At 56.1% G+C, this 19,170-nt stretch carries 19 protein-coding genes and 8 tRNA genes; 25 read left to right on the forward strand and 2 right to left on the reverse strand.

Annotated features, from left to right (window positions below):
- Positions 1-63: 63 nt before the first annotated feature.
- The 8 genes from CWM52_RS21225 (at position 64) to CWM52_RS21260 (ending at position 999) form a co-directional block, all read left to right on the forward strand.
- Positions 64-148, forward strand: a tRNA-Leu gene (locus tag CWM52_RS21225).
- A gap of 111 nt (positions 149-259) precedes the next feature.
- Positions 260-334 (forward strand) — tRNA-Gln (locus CWM52_RS21230).
- Positions 335-371: 37 nt separating this feature from the next.
- Positions 372-446 (forward strand) — tRNA-Gln (locus CWM52_RS21235).
- Between the two features lie 37 nt (positions 447-483).
- A tRNA-Gln gene (locus CWM52_RS21240) sits at positions 484-558 on the forward strand.
- 37 nt (positions 559-595) lie between these two features.
- Positions 596-670 (forward strand) — tRNA-Gln (locus tag CWM52_RS21245).
- A gap of 37 nt (positions 671-707) precedes the next feature.
- Positions 708-782: transfer RNA gene (locus CWM52_RS21250), tRNA-Gln, on the forward strand.
- A 20-nt stretch (positions 783-802) separates the two neighbouring features.
- Positions 803-879, forward strand: a tRNA-Met gene (locus tag CWM52_RS21255).
- A 45-nt stretch (positions 880-924) separates the two neighbouring features.
- Positions 925-999: transfer RNA gene (locus CWM52_RS21260), tRNA-Gln, on the forward strand.
- Positions 1,000-1,150: 151 nt separating this feature from the next.
- On the opposite strand, the gene ubiF is transcribed toward CWM52_RS21260, so the two are convergent.
- Positions 1,151-2,326, reverse strand: coding sequence for a 3-demethoxyubiquinol 3-hydroxylase (gene ubiF, locus CWM52_RS21265; RefSeq protein ID WP_100685901.1), 1,176 nt, complete (start codon positions 2,324-2,326; stop codon positions 1,151-1,153).
- A 208-nt stretch (positions 2,327-2,534) separates the two neighbouring features.
- On the opposite strand from ubiF, the gene miaB reads away from it, so the two are divergent.
- From miaB to CWM52_RS21310, 9 genes are all read left to right on the forward strand, one after another.
- Positions 2,535-3,959, forward strand: a complete 1,425-nt coding sequence (miaB, locus tag CWM52_RS21270) for a tRNA (N6-isopentenyl adenosine(37)-C2)-methylthiotransferase MiaB (RefSeq protein ID WP_100685902.1) — start codon at positions 2,535-2,537, stop codon at positions 3,957-3,959.
- 153 nt (positions 3,960-4,112) lie between these two features.
- Positions 4,113-5,159 carry a PhoH family protein gene (locus CWM52_RS21275; protein WP_004859576.1) on the forward strand — a complete coding sequence of 349 codons (1,047 nt, stop codon included), beginning with the start codon at positions 4,113-4,115 and terminating at the stop codon, positions 5,157-5,159.
- Positions 5,156-5,623, forward strand: coding sequence for an rRNA maturation RNase YbeY (ybeY, locus tag CWM52_RS21280; protein WP_100685903.1), 468 nt, complete (start codon positions 5,156-5,158; stop codon positions 5,621-5,623). The genes CWM52_RS21275 and ybeY overlap by 4 nt, the downstream gene beginning before the upstream one ends.
- A 101-nt stretch (positions 5,624-5,724) precedes the next feature.
- Positions 5,725-6,603 carry a CNNM family magnesium/cobalt transport protein CorC gene (gene corC / locus CWM52_RS21285; protein WP_004859572.1) on the forward strand — a complete coding sequence of 293 codons (879 nt, stop codon included), beginning with the start codon at positions 5,725-5,727 and terminating at the stop codon, positions 6,601-6,603.
- A gap of 22 nt (positions 6,604-6,625) precedes the next feature.
- Positions 6,626-8,164, forward strand: coding sequence for an apolipoprotein N-acyltransferase (gene lnt / locus CWM52_RS21290; protein ID WP_100685904.1), 1,539 nt, complete (start codon positions 6,626-6,628; stop codon positions 8,162-8,164).
- Positions 8,165-8,568: 404 nt separating this feature from the next.
- Entirely contained in the window at positions 8,569-9,477 is a 909-nt protein-coding gene (locus CWM52_RS21295) for an amino acid ABC transporter substrate-binding protein (protein ID WP_100685905.1), read from the forward strand.
- A 163-nt stretch (positions 9,478-9,640) separates the two neighbouring features.
- On the forward strand, positions 9,641-10,381 hold the full coding sequence (locus tag CWM52_RS21300) for an amino acid ABC transporter permease (RefSeq protein ID WP_004859566.1): 741 nt from the start codon (positions 9,641-9,643) through the stop codon (positions 10,379-10,381).
- 2 nt (positions 10,382-10,383) lie between these two features.
- Positions 10,384-11,058, forward strand: a complete 675-nt coding sequence (gltK, locus tag CWM52_RS21305; protein ID WP_004859564.1) for a glutamate/aspartate ABC transporter permease GltK — start codon at positions 10,384-10,386, stop codon at positions 11,056-11,058.
- Entirely contained in the window at positions 11,058-11,783 is a 726-nt protein-coding gene (locus CWM52_RS21310) for an amino acid ABC transporter ATP-binding protein (RefSeq protein WP_100685906.1), read from the forward strand. Before gltK ends, CWM52_RS21310 begins: the two co-directional genes overlap by 1 nt.
- A 66-nt stretch (positions 11,784-11,849) precedes the next feature.
- Here the strand turns inward: CWM52_RS21310 and CWM52_RS21315 are convergent, their stop codons facing one another.
- A complete protein-coding gene (locus tag CWM52_RS21315; RefSeq protein ID WP_100685945.1) occupies positions 11,850-12,332 on the reverse strand; it encodes a zinc ribbon-containing protein in 483 nt (160 codons plus the stop codon).
- 224 nt (positions 12,333-12,556) lie between these two features.
- Between CWM52_RS21315 and leuS the strand changes: the two genes are divergently transcribed.
- From leuS to rlmH, 8 genes are all read left to right on the forward strand, one after another.
- The gene (gene leuS / locus CWM52_RS21320; RefSeq protein WP_100685907.1) at positions 12,557-15,139 is read left to right on the forward strand and encodes a leucine--tRNA ligase; all 2,583 of its coding nucleotides are present in this window, start codon (positions 12,557-12,559) and stop codon (positions 15,137-15,139) included.
- 14 nt (positions 15,140-15,153) lie between these two features.
- Positions 15,154-15,738: an LPS assembly lipoprotein LptE gene (gene lptE, locus CWM52_RS21325; protein WP_100685908.1), complete on the forward strand. Its 585-nt coding sequence runs from the start codon at positions 15,154-15,156 to the stop codon at positions 15,736-15,738.
- Complete coding sequence (gene holA / locus CWM52_RS21330; protein ID WP_100685909.1) at positions 15,738-16,769, forward strand: DNA polymerase III subunit delta; 1,032 nt, start codon at positions 15,738-15,740, stop codon at positions 16,767-16,769. The genes lptE and holA overlap by 1 nt, the downstream gene beginning before the upstream one ends.
- Complete coding sequence (gene nadD, locus CWM52_RS21335) at positions 16,762-17,412, forward strand: nicotinate-nucleotide adenylyltransferase (RefSeq protein ID WP_165785422.1); 651 nt, start codon at positions 16,762-16,764, stop codon at positions 17,410-17,412. Before holA ends, nadD begins: the two co-directional genes overlap by 8 nt.
- Before the next feature lie 102 nt (positions 17,413-17,514).
- Entirely contained in the window at positions 17,515-18,144 is a 630-nt protein-coding gene (locus tag CWM52_RS21340; protein ID WP_100685910.1) for an adenosylcobalamin/alpha-ribazole phosphatase, read from the forward strand.
- On the forward strand, positions 18,131-18,373 hold the full coding sequence (locus tag CWM52_RS26195; RefSeq protein ID WP_131047648.1) for a hypothetical protein: 243 nt from the start codon (positions 18,131-18,133) through the stop codon (positions 18,371-18,373). The genes CWM52_RS21340 and CWM52_RS26195 overlap by 14 nt, the downstream gene beginning before the upstream one ends.
- Positions 18,363-18,680: a ribosome silencing factor gene (gene rsfS, locus CWM52_RS21350; protein WP_100685911.1), complete on the forward strand. Its 318-nt coding sequence runs from the start codon at positions 18,363-18,365 to the stop codon at positions 18,678-18,680. The genes CWM52_RS26195 and rsfS overlap by 11 nt, the downstream gene beginning before the upstream one ends.
- Before the next feature lie 3 nt (positions 18,681-18,683).
- Entirely contained in the window at positions 18,684-19,151 is a 468-nt protein-coding gene (gene rlmH, locus CWM52_RS21355) for a 23S rRNA (pseudouridine(1915)-N(3))-methyltransferase RlmH (protein ID WP_100685912.1), read from the forward strand.
- Positions 19,152-19,170 lie beyond the last annotated feature (19 nt).

Raw genomic sequence — 19,170 nt, forward strand, 5'->3', positions numbered from 1 at the left:
AGCACATCACTCATAATGATGGGGTCACAGGTTCGAATCCCGTCGTAGCCACCATCTTTTTTTGCGGGAGTGGCGAAATTGGTAGACGCACCAGATTTAGGTTCTGGCGCCGCAAGGTGTGCGAGTTCAAGTCTCGCCTCCCGCACCATTCACCCAAAGCGTTGCACGGATGGGGTATATCCAGGCGGTAAGTTAGCCGTTAAGGCTAGCGGCAATAAGTTTGGCGATAACCTCCTTCGAAAGTAAAAGATTTTTTTGTTGGGGTATCGCCAAGCGGTAAGGCACCGGTTTTTGATACCGGCATTCCCTGGTTCGAATCCAGGTACCCCAGCCATATTTCTTCGAGATTTGCGGTTCACCGCGACGGTTATTGGGGTATCGCCAAGCGGTAAGGCACCGGTTTTTGATACCGGCATTCCCTGGTTCGAATCCAGGTACCCCAGCCATATTTCTTCGAGATTTGCGGTTCACCGCGACGGTTATTGGGGTATCGCCAAGCGGTAAGGCACCGGTTTTTGATACCGGCATTCCCTGGTTCGAATCCAGGTACCCCAGCCATATTTCTTCGAGATTTGCGGTTCACCGCGACGGTTATTGGGGTATCGCCAAGCGGTAAGGCACCGGTTTTTGATACCGGCATTCCCTGGTTCGAATCCAGGTACCCCAGCCATATTTCTTCGAGATTTGCGGTTCACCGCGACGGTTATTGGGGTATCGCCAAGCGGTAAGGCACCGGTTTTTGATACCGGCATTCCCTGGTTCGAATCCAGGTACCCCAGCCATCGAAGAATATGATAAGATTGGCTACGTAGCTCAGCTGGTTAGAGCACATCACTCATAATGATGGGGTCACAGGTTCGAATCCCGTCGTAGCCACCATACAACGGAGTTATTGATTTAGTTCGATAAATCCTAAAAAATTGTTGGGGTATCGCCAAGCGGTAAGGCTCTGGTTTCTGATACCAGCATTCCGAGGTTCGAATCCTCGTACCCCAGCCACTTAATAGCAAAAAAGCTCGCTTCGGCGAGTTTTTTTGCTTTCTGCATCCGGTTCAATCCGCATCGCGGTATTCATGCCATACGCCGACGATGGCGTACCACGCGCCGCAGCCATATCCCGGCTAAGCGGCGCGCCAGCCGGGAACCGGGCTTACAATCCCAACGCGTACTTCAGCGCCTGACGCTTTAAAACGCCCGCATGCGCCGCGGCCATTAAGCCGATATTGCGCAGCACGCGCACCGGCGCCAGATCGTTGGTAAAGCCGGCATAAAACAGATCCATACTCGACTGCATAATAAAATTATCCGCCCTGCGTCGCGCCTGGTAGCGTTTCAACACCGGCAGACCTGCCCATGCTTCACCCTGGCCTTTCGCCTCACTCAGAATATCCAGCAGGGCATCAACATCGCGATAGCCCAGATTCACCCCCTGCCCCGCCAGCGGATGAATGGTATGTGCGGCATCCCCCACTAGCGCCAGCCCCGGCTGTACATACTGCAGCGCATGGCGACGGGTCAGCGGAAACGCCCCGGCACTTAGCGGCGTGACGCGCCCCAGCCGGGAGGGGAAGTGGCGCGCAATCTCCTGCTGTAGCTGCGGCATACTCATCCCCTGCAGCTGGCGAATACGCGCGGGCGTGTCATACCACACCAGCGATGCCCAATTGTCGAACAGCGGCAGAAACGCGCGCGGCCCCGACGGCGTAAACTGCTGCCAGGTGCTGTTGCCAGGCTCCTCTGCGCACTGCACGCTAATCAGCATGCAGGATTGCTGATACTGCCACGCGTGAACGCCGATTCCGGCCAGCTGGCGCACCTGCGAGTTGGCGCCATCCGCGCCGATAACCAACCTGGCCGCGCATTCGCCGCCGTCGCTCAGACGCAATGTCGTGCAGGTCTCCTCCCGCTGCATCTCCTGTAACGAGGCGCCAACCCGGAGCGTAATGCGCTCATGCGCCGTCAGCGCCTGCCACAGCGCGAGCTGCAGAACATTGTTTTCCACCATGTAACCCAGCTCAGGCAGCTTCAGCTCGGCGGCATCAAAGGTCACATGCGCGTCCTCCCATTCCCAGGTCTCCAGCCGACGATAGGGATGCGCCCGCATAGCGCGCACCGCATCCCAGACGCCGAGGCTGTTCAGTAACCCGACGGAAGCGGCGCTAATCGCCGAAATACGCACATCCGGCGGCGCTGAGGGCACAAATGCCGGCGGGGCCGATGTTTCGATGACCGTTACCGTAAAACCGTGCTGCGCCAGCCCCAGCGCCAGGGCTCCGCCAACCATTCCGCCACCCACGATGGCGACATCTGTTGCATGAATTGTCATGGCAATTATCCTTAAACCTGAATCCGATAAGTTTACCGGATTTTTTCCCACCTCGTGGTGATAACGCTCGCACTGGTCAGGGCGCGACCAAAGCATTACAATACGCGCCCTGCAATCCTGGCTTTATACCCGCTGTCCTTCACATTGCAGAGTCATTCCCGGTGAAGAAAATAGCTTTGGGTATATATACTTAAGCATGAGCAAGTCGATGACAAAAAAACTCCATATTAAAACCTGGGGCTGTCAGATGAACGAATATGATTCATCAAAGATGGCCGATCTGCTGGATGCCACGCACGGGTATCAACTGACCGAAGTGGCGGAAGAAGCGGATGTGCTGCTGCTCAATACCTGCTCAATCCGTGAGAAGGCTCAGGAAAAAGTCTTCCATCAGTTAGGCCGCTGGAAGCTACTGAAAGAGAAGAACCCCGACCTGATTATTGGCGTCGGTGGTTGTGTCGCCTCTCAGGAAGGTCACCATATCCGCCAACGCGCCCACTACGTCGATATTATTTTCGGGCCGCAGACGCTCCATCGCCTGCCGGAGATGATCAACTCCGTTCGCGGCAACCGCAGCCCGGTTGTGGACGTCAGTTTCCCTGAAATCGAAAAATTCGACCGTCTGCCGGAACCGCGCGCCGAGGGCCCGACGGCATTCGTCTCCATTATGGAAGGCTGCAATAAATACTGTACCTACTGCGTGGTGCCTTACACCCGCGGCGAAGAGGTCAGCCGTCCTTCCGACGATATCCTGTTCGAGATTGCCCAGTTGGCCGCTCAGGGCGTCCGCGAGGTCAACCTGCTCGGACAGAACGTCAACGCCTGGCGCGGCGAGAACTACGATGGAACGACCGGCAGTTTTGCCGATCTGCTGCGTCTGGTGGCGGCAATCGACGGTATCGACCGTATTCGCTTTACCACCAGCCACCCTATCGAGTTTACCGATGACATCATTGATGTCTATCGCGATACCCCGGAGCTGGTGAGCTTCCTGCATTTACCGGTGCAGAGTGGTTCCGACCGGGTGCTGAACCTGATGGGGCGTACTCATACGGCGCTGGAGTACAAAGCGATTATCCGCAAGCTGTACGAGGCGCGCCCGAATATTCAGATTAGCTCCGACTTTATCGTTGGCTTCCCTGGCGAAACCAATGACGATTTCGAGAAGACCATGAAGCTGATTGCCGATGTCAATCACGACATGAGCTACAGCTTTATCTTCTCTGCCCGTCCGGGAACACCGGCGGCGGATATGGTCGACGACGTCCCGGAACAGGACAAGAAGCAGCGTCTGTATATTCTGCAGGAGCGCATCACCCAGCAGGCTATGGCCTGGAGCCGCCGCATGCTTGGCACCACCCAGCGTATTCTGGTTGAAGGCACCTCCCGCAAAAGTATCATGGAGCTCTCAGGGCGCACCGAGAATAACCGGGTAGTCAACTTCGAAGGCACCCCGGATATGGTCGGTAAGTTTGTCGATGTAGAAATCGTTGACGTCTACACCAACTCGCTGCGCGGTAAAATTGTGCGTACCGAAGAGGAAATGGGGCTGCGTATCGCGGAATCGCCGGAATCCGTTATCGCCCGCACCCGCAAAGAAAACGACCTCGGCGTCGGAACCTATCAGCCGTGATCCGTTCAGGCCTGCCGACCCCGGCAGGCCTTGTATTTCCTCTCCCCGGCCCAATATTCATCGCAATGCTTGCGCCATATTCCCATGACGTGAATAATTTCCTTACTGGCCGGAAACGTTCGCTATCCGGCAAAACGCGTAAAGAGGAACAGTTTGAACATAGAAACCCGTGAAATTACCCTGGAGCCAGCGGATAACGCACGCCTGCTGGGGCTGTGCGGCCCGTTCGACGACAACATCAAACAGCTGGAACGTCGATTAGGCATCGAAATTAATCGCCGTGACAACCACTTTAAACTGACCGGGCGCATGATCTGCGTGAACGCAGCGGCCGATATCCTGCGCAGCCTGTACGTCGATACTGCACCGATGCGCGGACAGATTCAGGATATTGAGCCGGAACAGATTCATCTGGCCATTAAAGAGGCGCGGGTGCTGGAACAAAGCGCCGAGAGCGTGCCGGAGTACGGCAAGGCCGTCAATATCAAAACCCGGCGTGGCGTGATTAAGCCGCGGACGCCAAACCAGGCGCAGTACATCGCCAACATCCTCGATCATGATATTACCTTCGGCGTCGGCCCTGCCGGGACCGGGAAAACCTACCTTGCGGTTGCCGCTGCGGTCGATGCGCTCGAACGCCAGGACGTACGCCGTATTCTGCTCACCCGCCCTGCCGTCGAAGCCGGAGAAAAGCTCGGCTTCCTGCCCGGTGACCTGAGCCAGAAAGTCGATCCGTACCTGCGCCCGCTGTACGATGCGCTGTTCGAGATGCTCGGTTTTGAGAAGGTCGAGAAACTGATTGAGCGCAACGTTATCGAAGTCGCGCCGCTGGCCTATATGCGCGGGCGCACGCTGAACGATGCATTTATCATTCTCGATGAAAGCCAGAACACCACCATCGAACAGATGAAGATGTTCCTGACCCGTATCGGTTTTAATTCAAAAGCGGTGATCACCGGCGACGTCACTCAGATAGACCTGCCGCGCAGCACCAAATCCGGCCTGCGCCACGCCATTGAGGTGCTGGCGGAAGTCGATGAAATCAGCTTCAATTTCTTCCATAGCGAAGATGTGGTGCGCCACCCGGTAGTTGCCCGCATCGTCAATGCGTATGAAGCATGGGAAGAGGCGGATCAGAAACGTAAAGCAGAACTGGCCGCCGAGCGCAAACGCGAAGCCCAGGAACAGGAGCAGAAATGAGTCAGGTTATTCTCGATTTACAGCTGGCTTGCGAAGATAACGCCGGGTTGCCGGATGAAGCTCAGTTTCAACGCTGGGTAGATGCCGTCATTCCCCAGTTCCAGGAGGAGTCAGAAGTGACCGTGCGCCTGGTAGACGAAGCCGAAAGCCATGAGTTGAATCTGACCTATCGCGGCAAGGATAAGCCGACCAACGTGCTGTCGTTCCCGTTTGAAGCTCCGCCGGGTATCGAACTGCCGCTGCTTGGCGATCTGATCATCTGCCGTCAGGTCGTTGAACAGGAAGCCAAAGAGCAAGACAAGCCGCTGGAGGCGCACTGGGCGCATATGGTGATTCACGGCAGTCTGCACCTGCTGGGCTATGACCATATCATTGATGAAGAAGCGGAAGAGATGGAAAGCCTCGAAACAGAGATAATGCTTGCTCTGGGCTATGAGGATCCGTACATTGCCGAGAAGGAATAGCCTGCCGCCGGTTTTACCGGCGAGCGGCCCCCGTGCCGTCCGGCGCTGAACACACGCGCGACGAGCGACAAATTAACTGACATGAGAACCCACACGACGCCATGAGCGACGACAATTCACACAGTAGTGACACAGTAAACAGCAAAAAGGGATTCTTCTCCCTGTTACTCAGCCAGCTTTTTCACGGGGAACCGAAAAACCGTGACGAACTGCTGGAGCTGATCCGTGATTCCGGGCAAAACGACCTTATCGATGAAGATACGCGCGATATGCTCGAAGGGGTCATGGACATCGCCGACCAGCGCGTCCGCGATATCATGATCCCCCGCTCGCAAATGATTACCCTGAAACGCAACCAGACCCTGGACGAATGCCTCGATGTGATCATCGAGTCCGCCCACTCGCGTTTCCCGGTCATCAGCGAAGATAAAGATCACATTGAAGGGATTCTGATGGCCAAGGACCTGCTGCCGTTTATGCGCAGCGACTCCGAAGCGTTCAGCATGGAAAAAGTGTTACGCCCGGCGGTTGTCGTGCCTGAAAGTAAGCGGGTCGACCGCATGCTGAAAGAGTTCCGCTCCCAGCGTTACCATATGGCTATCGTGATCGATGAGTTCGGCGGTGTCTCCGGTCTGGTGACCATTGAAGACATCCTTGAGCTTATCGTCGGCGAAATCGAAGACGAATACGATGAAGAAGAAGATATCGATTTTCGTCAGTTGAGCCGCCACACCTGGACGGTGCGCGCCCTGGCCTCCATTGAAGATTTCAACGAAGCCTACGGCACTCACTTCAGCGATGAAGAAGTCGATACCATTGGCGGGCTGGTGATGCAGGCCTTTGGCCATCTGCCGGCGCGCGGAGAGTCTATTGACATCGATGGTTACCAATTCAAAGTCGCCATGGCCGATAGCCGACGTATCATCCAGGTACATGTCAAACTTCCTGACGACGCGCCACAGCCGAAGCTGGAAGATTAATTACACGGGACGATTAACCTAAATGGTATTTGCCTCTCTCATCGAACGCCAGCGCGTACGTCTGCTGCTGGCGCTATTATTCGGAGCCAGCGGAACGCTGGCTTTTTCTCCTTATGACATCTGGCCTGCGGCGATGGTTTCGTTAATCGGCCTGCAGGGGCTGACCCTCAACCGACGTCCGCTGCAAAGCACCTGGATAGGCTTTTTCTGGGGGCTGGGGCTGTTCGGTTCCGGCATCCACTGGGTCTATGTCAGCATCGCCCAGTTCGGCGGCATGCCCGGCCCGGTCAACGTATTCCTCGTGGTCCTGCTGGCGGCATATATGTCGCTGTACACCGGACTGTTCGCCGGCATCCTGTCGCGCCTGTGGCCCAAAACCAACTGGATACGCGTCGCGATCGCCGCGCCGGTTGTCTGGCAAATCACCGAATTCCTGCGCGGCTGGGTACTGACCGGCTTCCCGTGGCTGCAATTTGGCTACAGCCAGATTGACGGTCCGCTGAAAGGGTTAGCGCCGGTGATGGGCGTTGAAGCCATTAACTTCCTGTTGATGGTGGTCAGCGGCCTGCTGGTGCTTGCGCTCATTCAGCGCCGCTGGAAACCGCTGATTGCGGCCATCGTCCTGTTCGCCCTGCCCTTTCCGCTGCGCTACATCCAGTGGTATCAGCTACTGCCTGAGCGGGCAACCCAGGTATCTTTAGTGCAGGGCAATATTCCCCAGGCGCTGAAATGGGATGAAAACCAGCTGGTGAATACGCTGAAAATCTATCTGGATTTGACGCAGCCGCATATGGGGTCATCCCAGCTAATCGTCTGGCCGGAATCGGCGATCCCGGATCTGGAAATCAACCAGCAGAATTTCCTGGTTATGATGGACGACCTGCTGCGCGCGAAAGGCAGCTCGTTGATTACCGGTATTGTCGACGCCCGGCTTAATCCGCAGAATCGTTACGATACCTACAACACCATCATTACGCTGGGCAAAGATAACCCCTACAGCTACGATTCCACCGATCGCTACAACAAGAATCACCTGGTGCCGTTCGGTGAATTCGTGCCGCTGGAGTCCATTCTTCGCCCGCTGGCGCCGTTCTTCGATTTACCGATGTCCTCTTTCAGCCGCGGCCCGTACGTGCAGCCGCAGCTGGTGGCGCATAACATGAAGCTGACGGCGGCTATCTGCTACGAGATTATTCTCGGCGAGCAGGTGCGGGATAACTTCCGCCCGGATACCGACTATCTGCTGACCATCTCCAACGATGCCTGGTTTGGCAAGTCCATCGGTCCATGGCAGCACTTCCAGATGGCGCGGATGCGCGCCCTCGAGCTGGCGCGTCCGCTGCTGCGCAGCACCAATAACGGTATTACCGCCGTCATTGGCCCGCGTGGGGAAATTCAGGATATGATCCCGCAGTTCACCCGCGCCGTGCTGACCACCAAAGTCACCCCGACTTCCGGCCTGACTCCTTACGCCCGTACCGGTAACTGGCCGCTGTGGGCGCTGACCGCGCTGTTGGGTTTCGGCGCGCTGATCATGAGCCTGCGCCAGCGTCGCCGCTAGTCGTTATTGCCTGCGGATCGTCTTGTCGCTCCGCGCAGCCCCGGTCGTTAGCCATCACCGGGGCCGCCCTTCTCTCCTTTCCTGTCTCTCCACTCGTCAATCTGGCACGACCATTGCTTAATATACTCAGGTCGCGGCGACATTGATTGTTGGTTTAACCCTGTTGCACCAGCATCGCTCACCTCAGGCACTCAGCTGGTGCAATGGACGATTTTTGCCTTTAAATGGTGCGGAGCACTTCGCAAAAATAAACAATAAAGCAGCAAAATCTTTACATTAAGCCAAACTAAATGCTAACAAACACATACAAATGCTGCACATCGGGATCGCAGCCATAATAACGCACACACACATTCACAATGGGTATCAAAAGCGTCAGTGACGCTGCGGATAAGGAGTTGGATATGCAATTACGTAAACTGGCCACAGCGATGCTGGTCATGGGTATGACCGCCGGCCTGGCGCATGCGGAAGATGCCGCCCCGGCAGCGGGCAGCACGCTGGACAAAATCGCTAAAAACGGCGTTATCGTCGTCGGCCACCGTGAATCCTCCGTACCGTTTTCCTACTACGACAATCAACAAAAAGTGGTCGGCTACTCTCAGGACTACTCCAACGCTATCGTTGACGCCATCAAGAAGCAGCTGAATAAGCCTGACCTGCAGGTAAAACTGGTGCCGGTAACCTCGCAAAACCGTATTCCGCTGCTGCAGAACGGGACCTATGACTTCGAGTGCGGCTCCACGACCAATAACCTTGAACGTCAGAAACAAGCCGCCTTCTCCAATACCATTTTCGTCGTGGGTACTCGCCTGCTGGTGAAAAAAGGCGGTGCGATTAAAGATTTCCCGGATCTGAAAGACAAAGCGGTTGTCGTCACCTCCGGCACCACCTCCGAAGTTCTGCTGCATAAGCTCAATGATGAGAAGAAAATGAACATGCGCATTATCAGCGCTAAAGACCACGGCGACTCCTTCCGTACTCTGGAAAGCGGTCGTGCGGTGGCCTTTATGATGGACGATGCGCTGCTGGCCGGCGAACGCGCGAAAGCGAAGAAACCGGATAACTGGGAGATAGTCGGCACGCCCCAGTCGAAAGAAGCCTACGGCTGTATGCTGCGCAAAGACGATCCGCAGTTTAAAAAGCTGATTGATGACACCGTTGCCAGCGCCCAGACCTCCGGCGAAGCGGAAAAATGGTTTGATAAATGGTTCAAAAACCCGATTCCGCCGAAAAATCTGAATATGAACTTCGAACTCTCCGACGACATGAAGACGCTGTTCAAGACCCCTAACGATAAAGCTCTGAACTAATTAAAAAAACAAGGGGCAGGAGATCCTGCCCTCCCGATTGTTGTGACAGCACGGACAGACTATACGGCGGCTGGTCGTTCCCCAGCCGCCGCGAATACCGAAACAAGCTGAACAACGATCTTCGAGGGTAGCGATGCTACCCTTTTTTTTCCAGGAGTCATTTATGTCAATAGACTGGAACTGGGGAATCTTCCTGCAACAGGCCCCGTTCGGCAATACCACCTATCTGGGTTGGCTCTGGAGCGGCTTTCAGGTCACCATCGCCCTGTCGATTAGCGCCTGGATTATCGCTTTTTTCGTCGGCTCGCTGTTCGGCATTTTACGCACCGCCCCTAACCGCTGGTTATCCAGTATCGGCACCTGCTATGTCGAACTGTTCCGTAATGTCCCGCTGATCGTTCAGTTCTTCACCTGGTACCTGGTGGTGCCGGAGCTCCTGCCGGAAAACATCGGCATGTGGTTTAAATCCGAACTCGATCCGAATATTCAGTTCTTTCTCTCTTCGATGATGTGTCTGGGGCTGTTTACCGCCGCGCGCGTATGCGAACAGGTGCGCGCCGCCATTCAGTCGCTGCCGCGCGGCCAGAAAAACGCCGGGCTGGCCATGGGTCTGACGCTGCCGCAGACCTATCGTTACGTCCTGCTGCCCAACGCCTATCGGGTGATTGTGCCGCCGATGACCTCGGAGATGATGAACCTGGTGAAAAACTCAGCCATCGCCTCCACCATCGGGCTGGCGGATATGGCGGCACAGGCAGGCAAGCTGCTGGATTACTCGGCCCACGCCTGGGAATCCTTTACCGCGATTACCCTCGCCTATGTGTTTATTAATGCGGTGATTATGCTGGTGATGTATGTGGTTGAACGCAAGGTCCGCCTGCCGGGCAATATGGGGGGCAAATAATCATGTACGATTTTGACTGGAGTTCTATCGTTCCATCGATGCCCTACCTGCTGGCCGGGCTGGTTATCACGCTGAAAATCACCGTAACCGCCATCATTTTCGGCATCGTCTGGGGCACCCTGCTGGCGGTCATGCGCCTGTCAAGCTTCCTGCCGCTGGCATGGTTTGCGAAGACCTATGTCAACGTATTCCGCTCGATCCCGCTGGTGATGGTCCTGCTGTGGTTTTATCTGATTGTTCCTGGTTTCCTGCAGAACGTTCTTGGCCTGTCGCCGAAGAGCGATATCCGCCTGATCTCCGCGATGGTGGCCTTCTCGATGTTTGAAGCGGCGTACTATTCGGAAATTATCCGCGCGGGTATCCAGAGTATCTCTCGCGGCCAGTCGAGCGCCGCGCTGGCGCTGGGGATGACCCAGTGGCAATCCATGAAGCTGATTATTCTGCCGCAGGCGTTTCGCGCCATGGTGCCGCTGCTGCTCACTCAGGGGATCGTGCTGTTCCAGGATACTTCTCTGGTTTACGTTCTGAGCCTGGCCGATTTCTTCCGTACCGCCTCCACCATCGGTGAGCGCGACGGAACCCAGGTCGAGATGATCCTGTTCGCAGGCGCCGTTTATTTTGTCATTAGTCTCAGCGCATCGCTGTTGGTCAGCTGGTTGAAGAAAAGGACTGTGTAATGATTACCCTGAAAAACGTTTCAAAATGGTATGGTCACTTTCAGGTGCTGACCGATTGCTCCACGGAAGTGAAAAAAGGTGAAGTGGTGGTGGTGTGCGGGCCTTCCGGCTCGGGCAAATCGACGCTGATTAAAACCGTCAACGGCCTTGAACCAATCCAACAGGGCGAGATTACCGTTGATGGTACCAAAGTGAACGATAAAAAAACCAACCTCGCCAGGCTGCGCTCCCGCGTCGGGATGGTGTTCCAGCACTTTGAACTGTTTCCGCATCTGTCGATTATCGATAACCTGACGCTGGCGCAGGTGAAAGTGCTTAATCGCGACAAAGCCGCTTCCCGGGCAAAAGGCCTGAAGCTGCTGGAACGCGTGGGGCTCTCCGCCCATGCCGATAAATACCCGGCCCAGCTCTCCGGCGGCCAGCAGCAGCGTGTGGCTATCGCCCGCGCGCTCTGTATGGATCCGATTGCGATGCTGTTTGATGAACCGACTTCCGCGCTGGATCCGGAAATGATCAACGAAGTGCTGGATGTCATGGTCGAGCTGGCCAACGAAGGCATGACGATGATGGTGGTGACGCACGAAATGGGCTTTGCCCGTAAGGTCGCCAACCGGGTGATCTTTATGGATGAAGGGAAAATTGTCGAAGATTCTGACAAAGAAGCGTTTTTCGCCAATCCGCAATCCGACCGCGCGAAAGACTTCCTCGCCAAAATCCTGCATTAATTTGTTGCTTTGCAGGCGCGCATCAGCAGGTGCGCGCCTGGTTTTCAGCAACTTCTGCGCGGCGTATCAAGGCTCAAAAGGACGACGCTGGAACTGGTCATGGCCGCATTTCGGGCAACGCGGCAGAATATCCGGGGTATAGACCGCCAGGTGATAATGGCAGTGTTCACACACCAGATTTCCCAGCCCCACCACTTCGCCACTGTGGTAAACCCCGTGGTGGTTGAGATCCTGGAACACTTCGCGCCATTCCAGCTGGGTTTTGTCGGTAATATCCGCCAGCTCCTGCCACAGGCTCTCTTTGATCACCCGCATAAACACGCTGTCCGTCAGTTCATCCTGGCTCTCTTCATAGCTGAGGGCAAACTCCTCCAGATCGCGCCTGACCGCTTTGGTCAGCGTCTCAACTTCGCGATGCGTTAACTCACCAGACTGGCTAATTTTCACCCGCGCCTGTTCCACCAGCGCGTCAATATCGCGTTCTCCACTGCGCAGCCGTTCACTGAGCGTCGACACCAGTTCACGGTAGAATTGAGCAACCTTGTTCATCATTTCGCCTCCGGTGTGGTTAACTTCTTCTAATAATAGACGTTATTTGCTGTCTGCTTTGCCAGTTAGCCCACAGAGTCGCGAAATAGTCTCCGCCGCTTTTGCCGATGTTAATGTGCGAAAGGCTGTTTTGACGTGGGCGTTTGGGCTATGCTATGCCGATCTGATAACACATCCATTGGCTACATTTTGTAGCTGTATTGAAAACAGGACCACTGGCTGCCATGCAAGAGCAATACCGCCCGGAAGAGATAGAATCGAAAGTCCAGCTTCACTGGGACGATCATCGTACATTTGAAGTAACTGAAGACGAGAGCAAAGAGAAGTATTACTGCCTGTCGATGCTTCCTTATCCTTCTGGTCGACTACACATGGGTCACGTGCGTAACTACACCATCGGCGACGTCATTGCCCGCTACCAGCGTATGCTCGGCAAAAACGTTCTGCAGCCGATCGGCTGGGATGCGTTTGGTCTGCCGGCGGAAGGCGCCGCGGTAAAAAACAACACCGCGCCGGCCCCGTGGACCTACGACAATATTGCCTACATGAAAAACCAGCTGAAAAAGCTGGGCTTTGGCTATGACTGGAGCCGTGAAGTGGCGACCTGCACCCCGGAATACTACCGCTGGGAGCAAAAATTCTTCACCGAGCTGTACAAAAAAGGCCTGGTGTACAAAAAAACATCTGCGGTGAACTGGTGCCCGAACGACCAGACCGTTCTCGCCAACGAACAGGTGATCGACGGCTGCTGCTGGCGCTGCGATACCAAAGTTGAGCGTAAAGAGATCCCGCAGTGGTTTATCAAAATCACCGCCTACGCCGACGAACTGCTCAACGATCTGGATAAACTGGATCACTGGCCTGATACCGTTAAGACCATGCAGCGCAACTGGATCGGCCGCTCCGAAGGGGTAGAAATCTCCTTCAACGTTAACGAGTACGCCGACAAGCTGACCGTCTACACCACCCGTCCGGACACCTTCATGGGCTGCACCTACCTGGCCGTTGCCGCGGGTCACCCGCTGGCGCAGCAGGCGGCAGCGAACAACCCGGAACTGGCTGCGTTTATCGACGAGTGCCGCAACACCAAAGTCGCCGAAGCAGAAATGGCAACAATGGAGAAAAAAGGCGTCGATACCGGCTTCAAAGCGATTCACCCGCTGACCGGCGAAGAAATTCCGGTCTGGGCGGCCAACTTCGTGCTGATGGAATATGGCACCGGCGCCGTGATGGCCGTTCCGGGTCACGATCAGCGCGACTACGAATTTGCCAGCAAATATGGTCTGAACATTAAGCCGGTTATTCTGGCGGCGGACGGCTCAGAACCGGATCTGTCCGAACAGGCGCTGACTGAAAAAGGCGCACTGTTCAACTCCGGCGAGTTTGACGGCCTGAGCCACGAAGCGGGCTTCAACGCTATCGCCGACAAACTGGCGGCGATGGGCGTTGGCGAACGCAAAATTAACTACCGCCTTCGCGACTGGGGCGTTTCCCGTCAGCGTTACTGGGGCGCGCCGATTCCAATGGTCACCCTCGAAGACGGTACCGTGCTGCCAACGCCGGAAGATCAGCTGCCGGTGATCCTGCCGGAAGATGTGGTCATGGACGGTATCACCAGCCCGATCAAGGCCGATCCGCAGTGGGCAAAAACCACCGTTAACGGTCAGCCTGCGCTGCGCGAAACCGACACCTTCGATACCTTTATGGAGTCTTCCTGGTACTACGCGCGCTACACCTGCCCGCAGTACAATGACGGAATGCTGGATCCAAACGCCGCCAACTACTGGCTGCCGGTCGATATTTACATCGGCGGGATCGAACATGCGATTATGCACCTGCTGTACTTCCGCTTCTTCCATAAGCTGATGCGCGACGCGGGTATGGTTAACTCCGACGAGCCGGCAAAACAGCTGCTGTGTCAGGGGATGGTACTGGCTGACGCCTTCTATTACGTTGGCGAAAACGGCGAGCGTAACTGGGTTTCTCCGAAAGACGCAATTGTTGAACGTGACGAGAAAGGCCGCATTGTGAAGGCCAAAGACGCTGCAGGTCATGAGCTGGTCTACACCGGCATGAGCAAGATGTCCAAGTCGAAGAACAACGGCATCGACCCGCAGGAAATGGTAGAACGTTACGGCGCGGATACCGTTCGTCTGTTCATGATGTTCGCCTCTCCGGCGGATATGACGCTGGAATGGCAGGAGTCCGGCGTAGAAGGGGCGAACCGCTTCCTGAAACGTGTCTGGAAACTGGTTTACGAGCACACCATTCAGGGCCCGGTTGCCGCGCTGGATGCTGCCAGCCTGAGCGAAGATCAGCAGGCGCTGCGTCGCGATGTCCATAAAACGATCGCCAAAGTGACCGATGATATCGGCCGTCGTCAGACCTTCAACACCGCGATCGCCGCGATCATGGAGCTGATGAACAAACTGGCGAAAGCGCCGCAGGAAAACGAACAGGATCGCGCGCTGATGCGTGAGGCTCTGCTGGCGGTTGTGCGCATGCTCAATCCGTTCACCCCGCACGCCAGCTTCACGCTGTGGCAGGAGCTGGGCGGTGAAGGCGATATCGACAACGCGCCGTGGCCGGTCGCCGATGAAAGCGCCATGGTTGAAAATACCACCCTGGTTGTTGTTCAGGTCAATGGTAAAGTCCGTGGTAAAATTACCGTTCCTGTCGATGCAAGCGAAGAACAGGTTCGTGAACGTGCGGGCCAGGAACATCTGGTCGCGAAGTATCTCGACGGTGTAACCGTACGTAAAGTGATTTACGTCCCGGGCAAACTGCTCAACCTGGTCGTTGGCTAAGCACAGGAGGAAGCGTGCGATATCTGGCAACATTGTTGTTATCTCTGGCGGTGCTCGTCACCGCCGGATGCGGCTGGCATCTGCGGAGTACCACTCAGGTGCCCACCGCGATGAAAACCATGATCGTTCAGTCGAGCGATCCGAATGGCCCGTTAAGTCGTTCAGTGCGTAATCAGCTGCGTCTGAATGGCGTCGAGATCATCGACGGCAGCACGCTGCGCAAGGATATTCCTTCCCTGCGTCTGGATGCGTCATCCATTCAGAAAGACACGGCCTCCATTTTCCAGGATGGTCGTACGGCTGAATATCAGATGGTGCTGACGGTACAGGCACGCGTGCTCATCCCGGGCCATGATATCTATCCGATCTCGACGAAAGTCTACCGCTCGTTCTTCGATAACTCGCAGGCGGCGTTAGCGAAAGACGCCGAGCAGGATATGATAATCCAGGAGATGTACGACAAAGCCGCGGAACAGCTGATTCGTAAACTGCCAAGCGTCCACGTTGCTGATGTTGAAGCCACGAAAGGGGAAGAGAAGACGGTCACGCCCGCTTCCACCACCTCTGGCAACCGCGTCTCCACTACGCTGGGTAACTGATGATTCGGTTGTACCCGGAACAACTCCGCGCGCAGCTCACTGAAGGGCTGCGCGCGGCCTATTTATTACTCGGCAGCGATCCGTTGCTGCTGCAGGAAAGTCAGGACGCGATTCGCGAAGCCGCTGCTACCCAGGGCTTTACCGAGCACCATACCGCGTCTATCGACGCCAGCACCGACTGGCCCGCCCTCTTCTCACTCAGCCAGGCCATGAGCCTGTTCGCCAGCCGTCAGACGCTGCTGCTGGTGCTGCCGGAAAATGGCCCTAACGCGGCGATTAACGAACAGCTTGCCACCCTGGTCAGCATGCTCCATGACGACCTGCTGTTAATCGTTCGCGGTAATAAGCTCAGCAAAGCGCAGGAAAATGCCGCCTGGGTTAGCGCGCTGGCCAGCCGCGCGGTTCAGGTGAGCTGTCAGACGCCGGAATATGCGCAGCTGCCGCGATGGCTGGCGGCGCGAGCAAAACAACACCATTTGCATCTTGATGATGCCGCCAGTCAGCTACTGTGCTACTGCTATGAAGGCAATCTGCTGGCGCTGGCGCAGGCGCTGGAGCGGCTCTCTCTGCTGTGGCCGGATGGCAAGCTGACGCTGCCCCGCGTCGAACAGGCGGTGAACGACGCCGCCCACTTCACGCCCTATCACTGGGTGGATGCGCTGCTGGCCGGCAAAAGCAAGCGGGTGCTGCATATCCTGCAGCAGTTACGCCTCGAAGGGAGCGAACCGGCTATTCTGCTGCGCACGCTCCAGCGCGAGCTGCTGCTGCTGGTTAACCTGAAACGCCAGTCGGCCCATACGCCGCTGCGTACGCTCTTCGATAAGCATCGGGTGTGGCAGAACCGTCGACAGCTGGTCAGCGATGCGCTCGCGCGCCTCAGCACAGACCAGTTGCGCCAGGCGGTCACTCTGCTGACCCGAGCGGAGCTGACGTTTAAACAGGATTACGGTAGCGCCATCTGGCCGGAGTTAGAGAGCCTTTCTTTGTTGCTCTGCCATAAAGCGCTGGCAGACGTATTTATTGATGGTTGATATGACTCAGTTGCAGGCAATGTACGGCGGCACCTTTGATCCGGTGCACTATGGACACCTCAAACCGGTTGAGATTCTGGCGAATCAGATTGGCCTTGAGAAAGTGATTATCGTCCCAAACAATGTTCCGCCGCACCGCCCGCAGCCTGAAGCCACCAGCGCCCAGCGTAAACAGATGCTGGCGCTGGCCATTGCCGATAAGCCGTTGTTCGTGCTTGATGAGCGTGAGCTTCAGCGTCAGACGCCATCCTGGTCGGCGCAAACGCTGGAAGAGTGGCGACAGGAACAAGGGCCAGACCGGCCGCTGGCCTTCATTATTGGCCAGGACTCGCTGCTCACCTTCCCGACCTGGCACAATTACGCCTCGATTCTGGATAATGTGCATCTGATCGTTTGCCGCCGCCCTGGCTATCCGCTGGTGATGCAACGGGAGGAGGATCAGCGGTGGCTGGACAAACGTTTAACACACGACGCAGAACAGCTGCACAACCGTCCCGCCGGGGTTATCTATCTGGCGGAAACCCCGTGGTTTGACATTTCGGCAACGCTTATCCGCCAGCGCCTGGAACGCGGGGAATCCTGCGCTGACATGCTGCCGGCGGCGGTACTGACGTATATCCATCAGCAAAAACTCTACTGTTAACCGCCCGTTGCCCCGGCGTTCGTGACGCCGGATGCAATAGCAGCGCGCCGGTTCGCTTATACTCTCCCTCATCTCTTTACGATGCCAGAAGGCGTATATTCAGTGAAATTATGGTTAGTTCGACATGGTGAAACTGAGGCCAATGTTGCCGGCCTTTACAGCGGACACGCCCCGACCCCGTTAACCGGGCGCGGGATGACGCAGGCGCAAACGCTCGGTCAGTTGCTGCAGGCGGTTCCCTTCGATAGCGTCCTCTGCAGCGAGCTGGAACGCACCCATATCACCGCCGACCTGCTGCTCGGCGCACGCAATATTCCCCGGCAGATAGTCCCCGAACTTAATGAGATGTTTTTTGGCGACTGGGAAATGCGCCATCATCGTGACTTACAGCGCGAAGACGCCGAAAACTATGCCGCCTGGTGCGCGGACTGGCAGCATGCGGCGCCGACCAACGGCGAAAGTTTTCCGCATTTTGCCCACCGCGTCCGCACGTTTGCCGGGAAGCTGACGCAACATCCGCAGCCGGACCATCTGCTGATCGTCGGCCATAAAGGGGGGCTGAGCCTGCTGATCGCGCTGTTGCTGAAGCTGCCAGCGGAGACGATGTGGCATTTCCCTGTCGCCCATGGCGCATGGAGCGAACTCGAACTGCACGCTGATTTTGCCACCCTGCGGGTATTAAATAGCCAGGCGCGCTGGCAGAAGGAAGAAGAATTCCGTGCAGACCATTGACAGGTCAGAGCAGGCTGTTATTCTCCGCAGCCTGAACGCATCGGCCAAAAGATGTTTCCAGAAATTGTTTTACAAAAATGGCGATGCAATCACGGGCGATGGATGGGATGATAGCCGCCGCCATCGCTTGCTGACCGACATTTATCCCGACTTTCCGACAAGTTCAGGTATACTGTCAGGCTGTTTATTATCAATCTTCACTCACCCAGGGGGAACTCTTGCAGGGTAAAGCACTCCAGGATTTTGTTATCGACAAAATTGATGACCTGAAAGGTCAGGACATCGTTGCCATTGACGTTCATGGCAAATCCAGCATTACAGATTGCATGATTATTTGCACCGGCACCTCCACGCGCCATGTCATGTCCATCGCCGACCACGTAGTACAAGAGTCTCGCGCCGCAGGCATGCTGCCGCTGGGCGTTGAAGGTGAAAACGCCGCCGACTGGATTGTTGTCGACCTTGGCGACGTCATGGTTCACGTTATGCAGGAAGAGAGCCGTCATCTGTACGAGCTGGAAAAACTCTGGAGTTAATGCGTGAAGCTGCAACTGGTGGCCGTTGGCACCAAGATGCCGGACTGGGTTCAGACCGGCTTTAGTGAATATTTGCGCCGTTTTCCAAAAGATATGCCGTTCGAGCTGCTGGAAATTCCCGCCGGTAAACGCGGTAAAAATGCCGACATCAAGCGCATCCTCGAAAAAGAAGGGGAAATGATGCTGGCGGCCGCAGGCAAAAATCGCATCGTGACCCTGGATATTCCGGGAAAACCGTGGGATACGCCGCAGCTGGCGCGAGAACTGGAGCGCTGGAAACAGGATGGCCGCGACGTCAGCCTGCTTATCGGCGGTCCCGAGGGGCTCTCTCCGGCATGTAAAGCAGCAGCGGAACAGAGTTGGTCGCTCTCCACCCTCACGTTGCCTCACCCGCTGGTACGCGTACTGGTCGCTGAGAGCCTGTATCGTGCGTGGAGCATTACCACCAACCACCCTTACCACCGTGAATAATGATGACCAGGGTAGACTA

The organism is Raoultella sp. T31 (assembly GCF_002806725.1).
Classification (GTDB): Bacteria; Pseudomonadota; Gammaproteobacteria; order Enterobacterales; family Enterobacteriaceae; genus Klebsiella; species Klebsiella electrica.

Excerpts from the sequence above, each read along its gene's own strand:
- gltK (WP_004859564.1), top strand. The coding sequence starts at position 10,384 with ATGTACGATTTTGACTGGAGTTCTATCGTTCCATCGATGCCCTACCTG.
- leuS (WP_100685907.1), top strand. The coding sequence starts at position 12,557 with ATGCAAGAGCAATACCGCCCGGAAGAGATAGAATCGAAAGTCCAGCTT.
- CWM52_RS21315 (WP_100685945.1), bottom strand. The coding sequence starts at position 12,332 with ATGAACAAGGTTGCTCAATTCTACCGTGAACTGGTGTCGACGCTCAGT.
- CWM52_RS21300 (WP_004859566.1), top strand. The coding sequence starts at position 9,641 with ATGTCAATAGACTGGAACTGGGGAATCTTCCTGCAACAGGCCCCGTTC.
- lnt (WP_100685904.1), top strand. The coding sequence starts at position 6,626 with ATGGTATTTGCCTCTCTCATCGAACGCCAGCGCGTACGTCTGCTGCTG.
- ybeY (WP_100685903.1), top strand. The coding sequence starts at position 5,156 with ATGAGTCAGGTTATTCTCGATTTACAGCTGGCTTGCGAAGATAACGCC.
- CWM52_RS21295 (WP_100685905.1), top strand. The coding sequence starts at position 8,569 with ATGCAATTACGTAAACTGGCCACAGCGATGCTGGTCATGGGTATGACC.
- holA (WP_100685909.1), top strand. The coding sequence starts at position 15,738 with ATGATTCGGTTGTACCCGGAACAACTCCGCGCGCAGCTCACTGAAGGG.
- miaB (WP_100685902.1), top strand. The coding sequence starts at position 2,535 with ATGACAAAAAAACTCCATATTAAAACCTGGGGCTGTCAGATGAACGAA.
- ubiF (WP_100685901.1), bottom strand. The coding sequence starts at position 2,326 with ATGACAATTCATGCAACAGATGTCGCCATCGTGGGTGGCGGAATGGTT.
- corC (WP_004859572.1), top strand. The coding sequence starts at position 5,725 with ATGAGCGACGACAATTCACACAGTAGTGACACAGTAAACAGCAAAAAG.
- CWM52_RS21310 (WP_100685906.1), top strand. The coding sequence starts at position 11,058 with ATGATTACCCTGAAAAACGTTTCAAAATGGTATGGTCACTTTCAGGTG.
- nadD (WP_165785422.1), top strand. The coding sequence starts at position 16,762 with ATGGTTGATATGACTCAGTTGCAGGCAATGTACGGCGGCACCTTTGAT.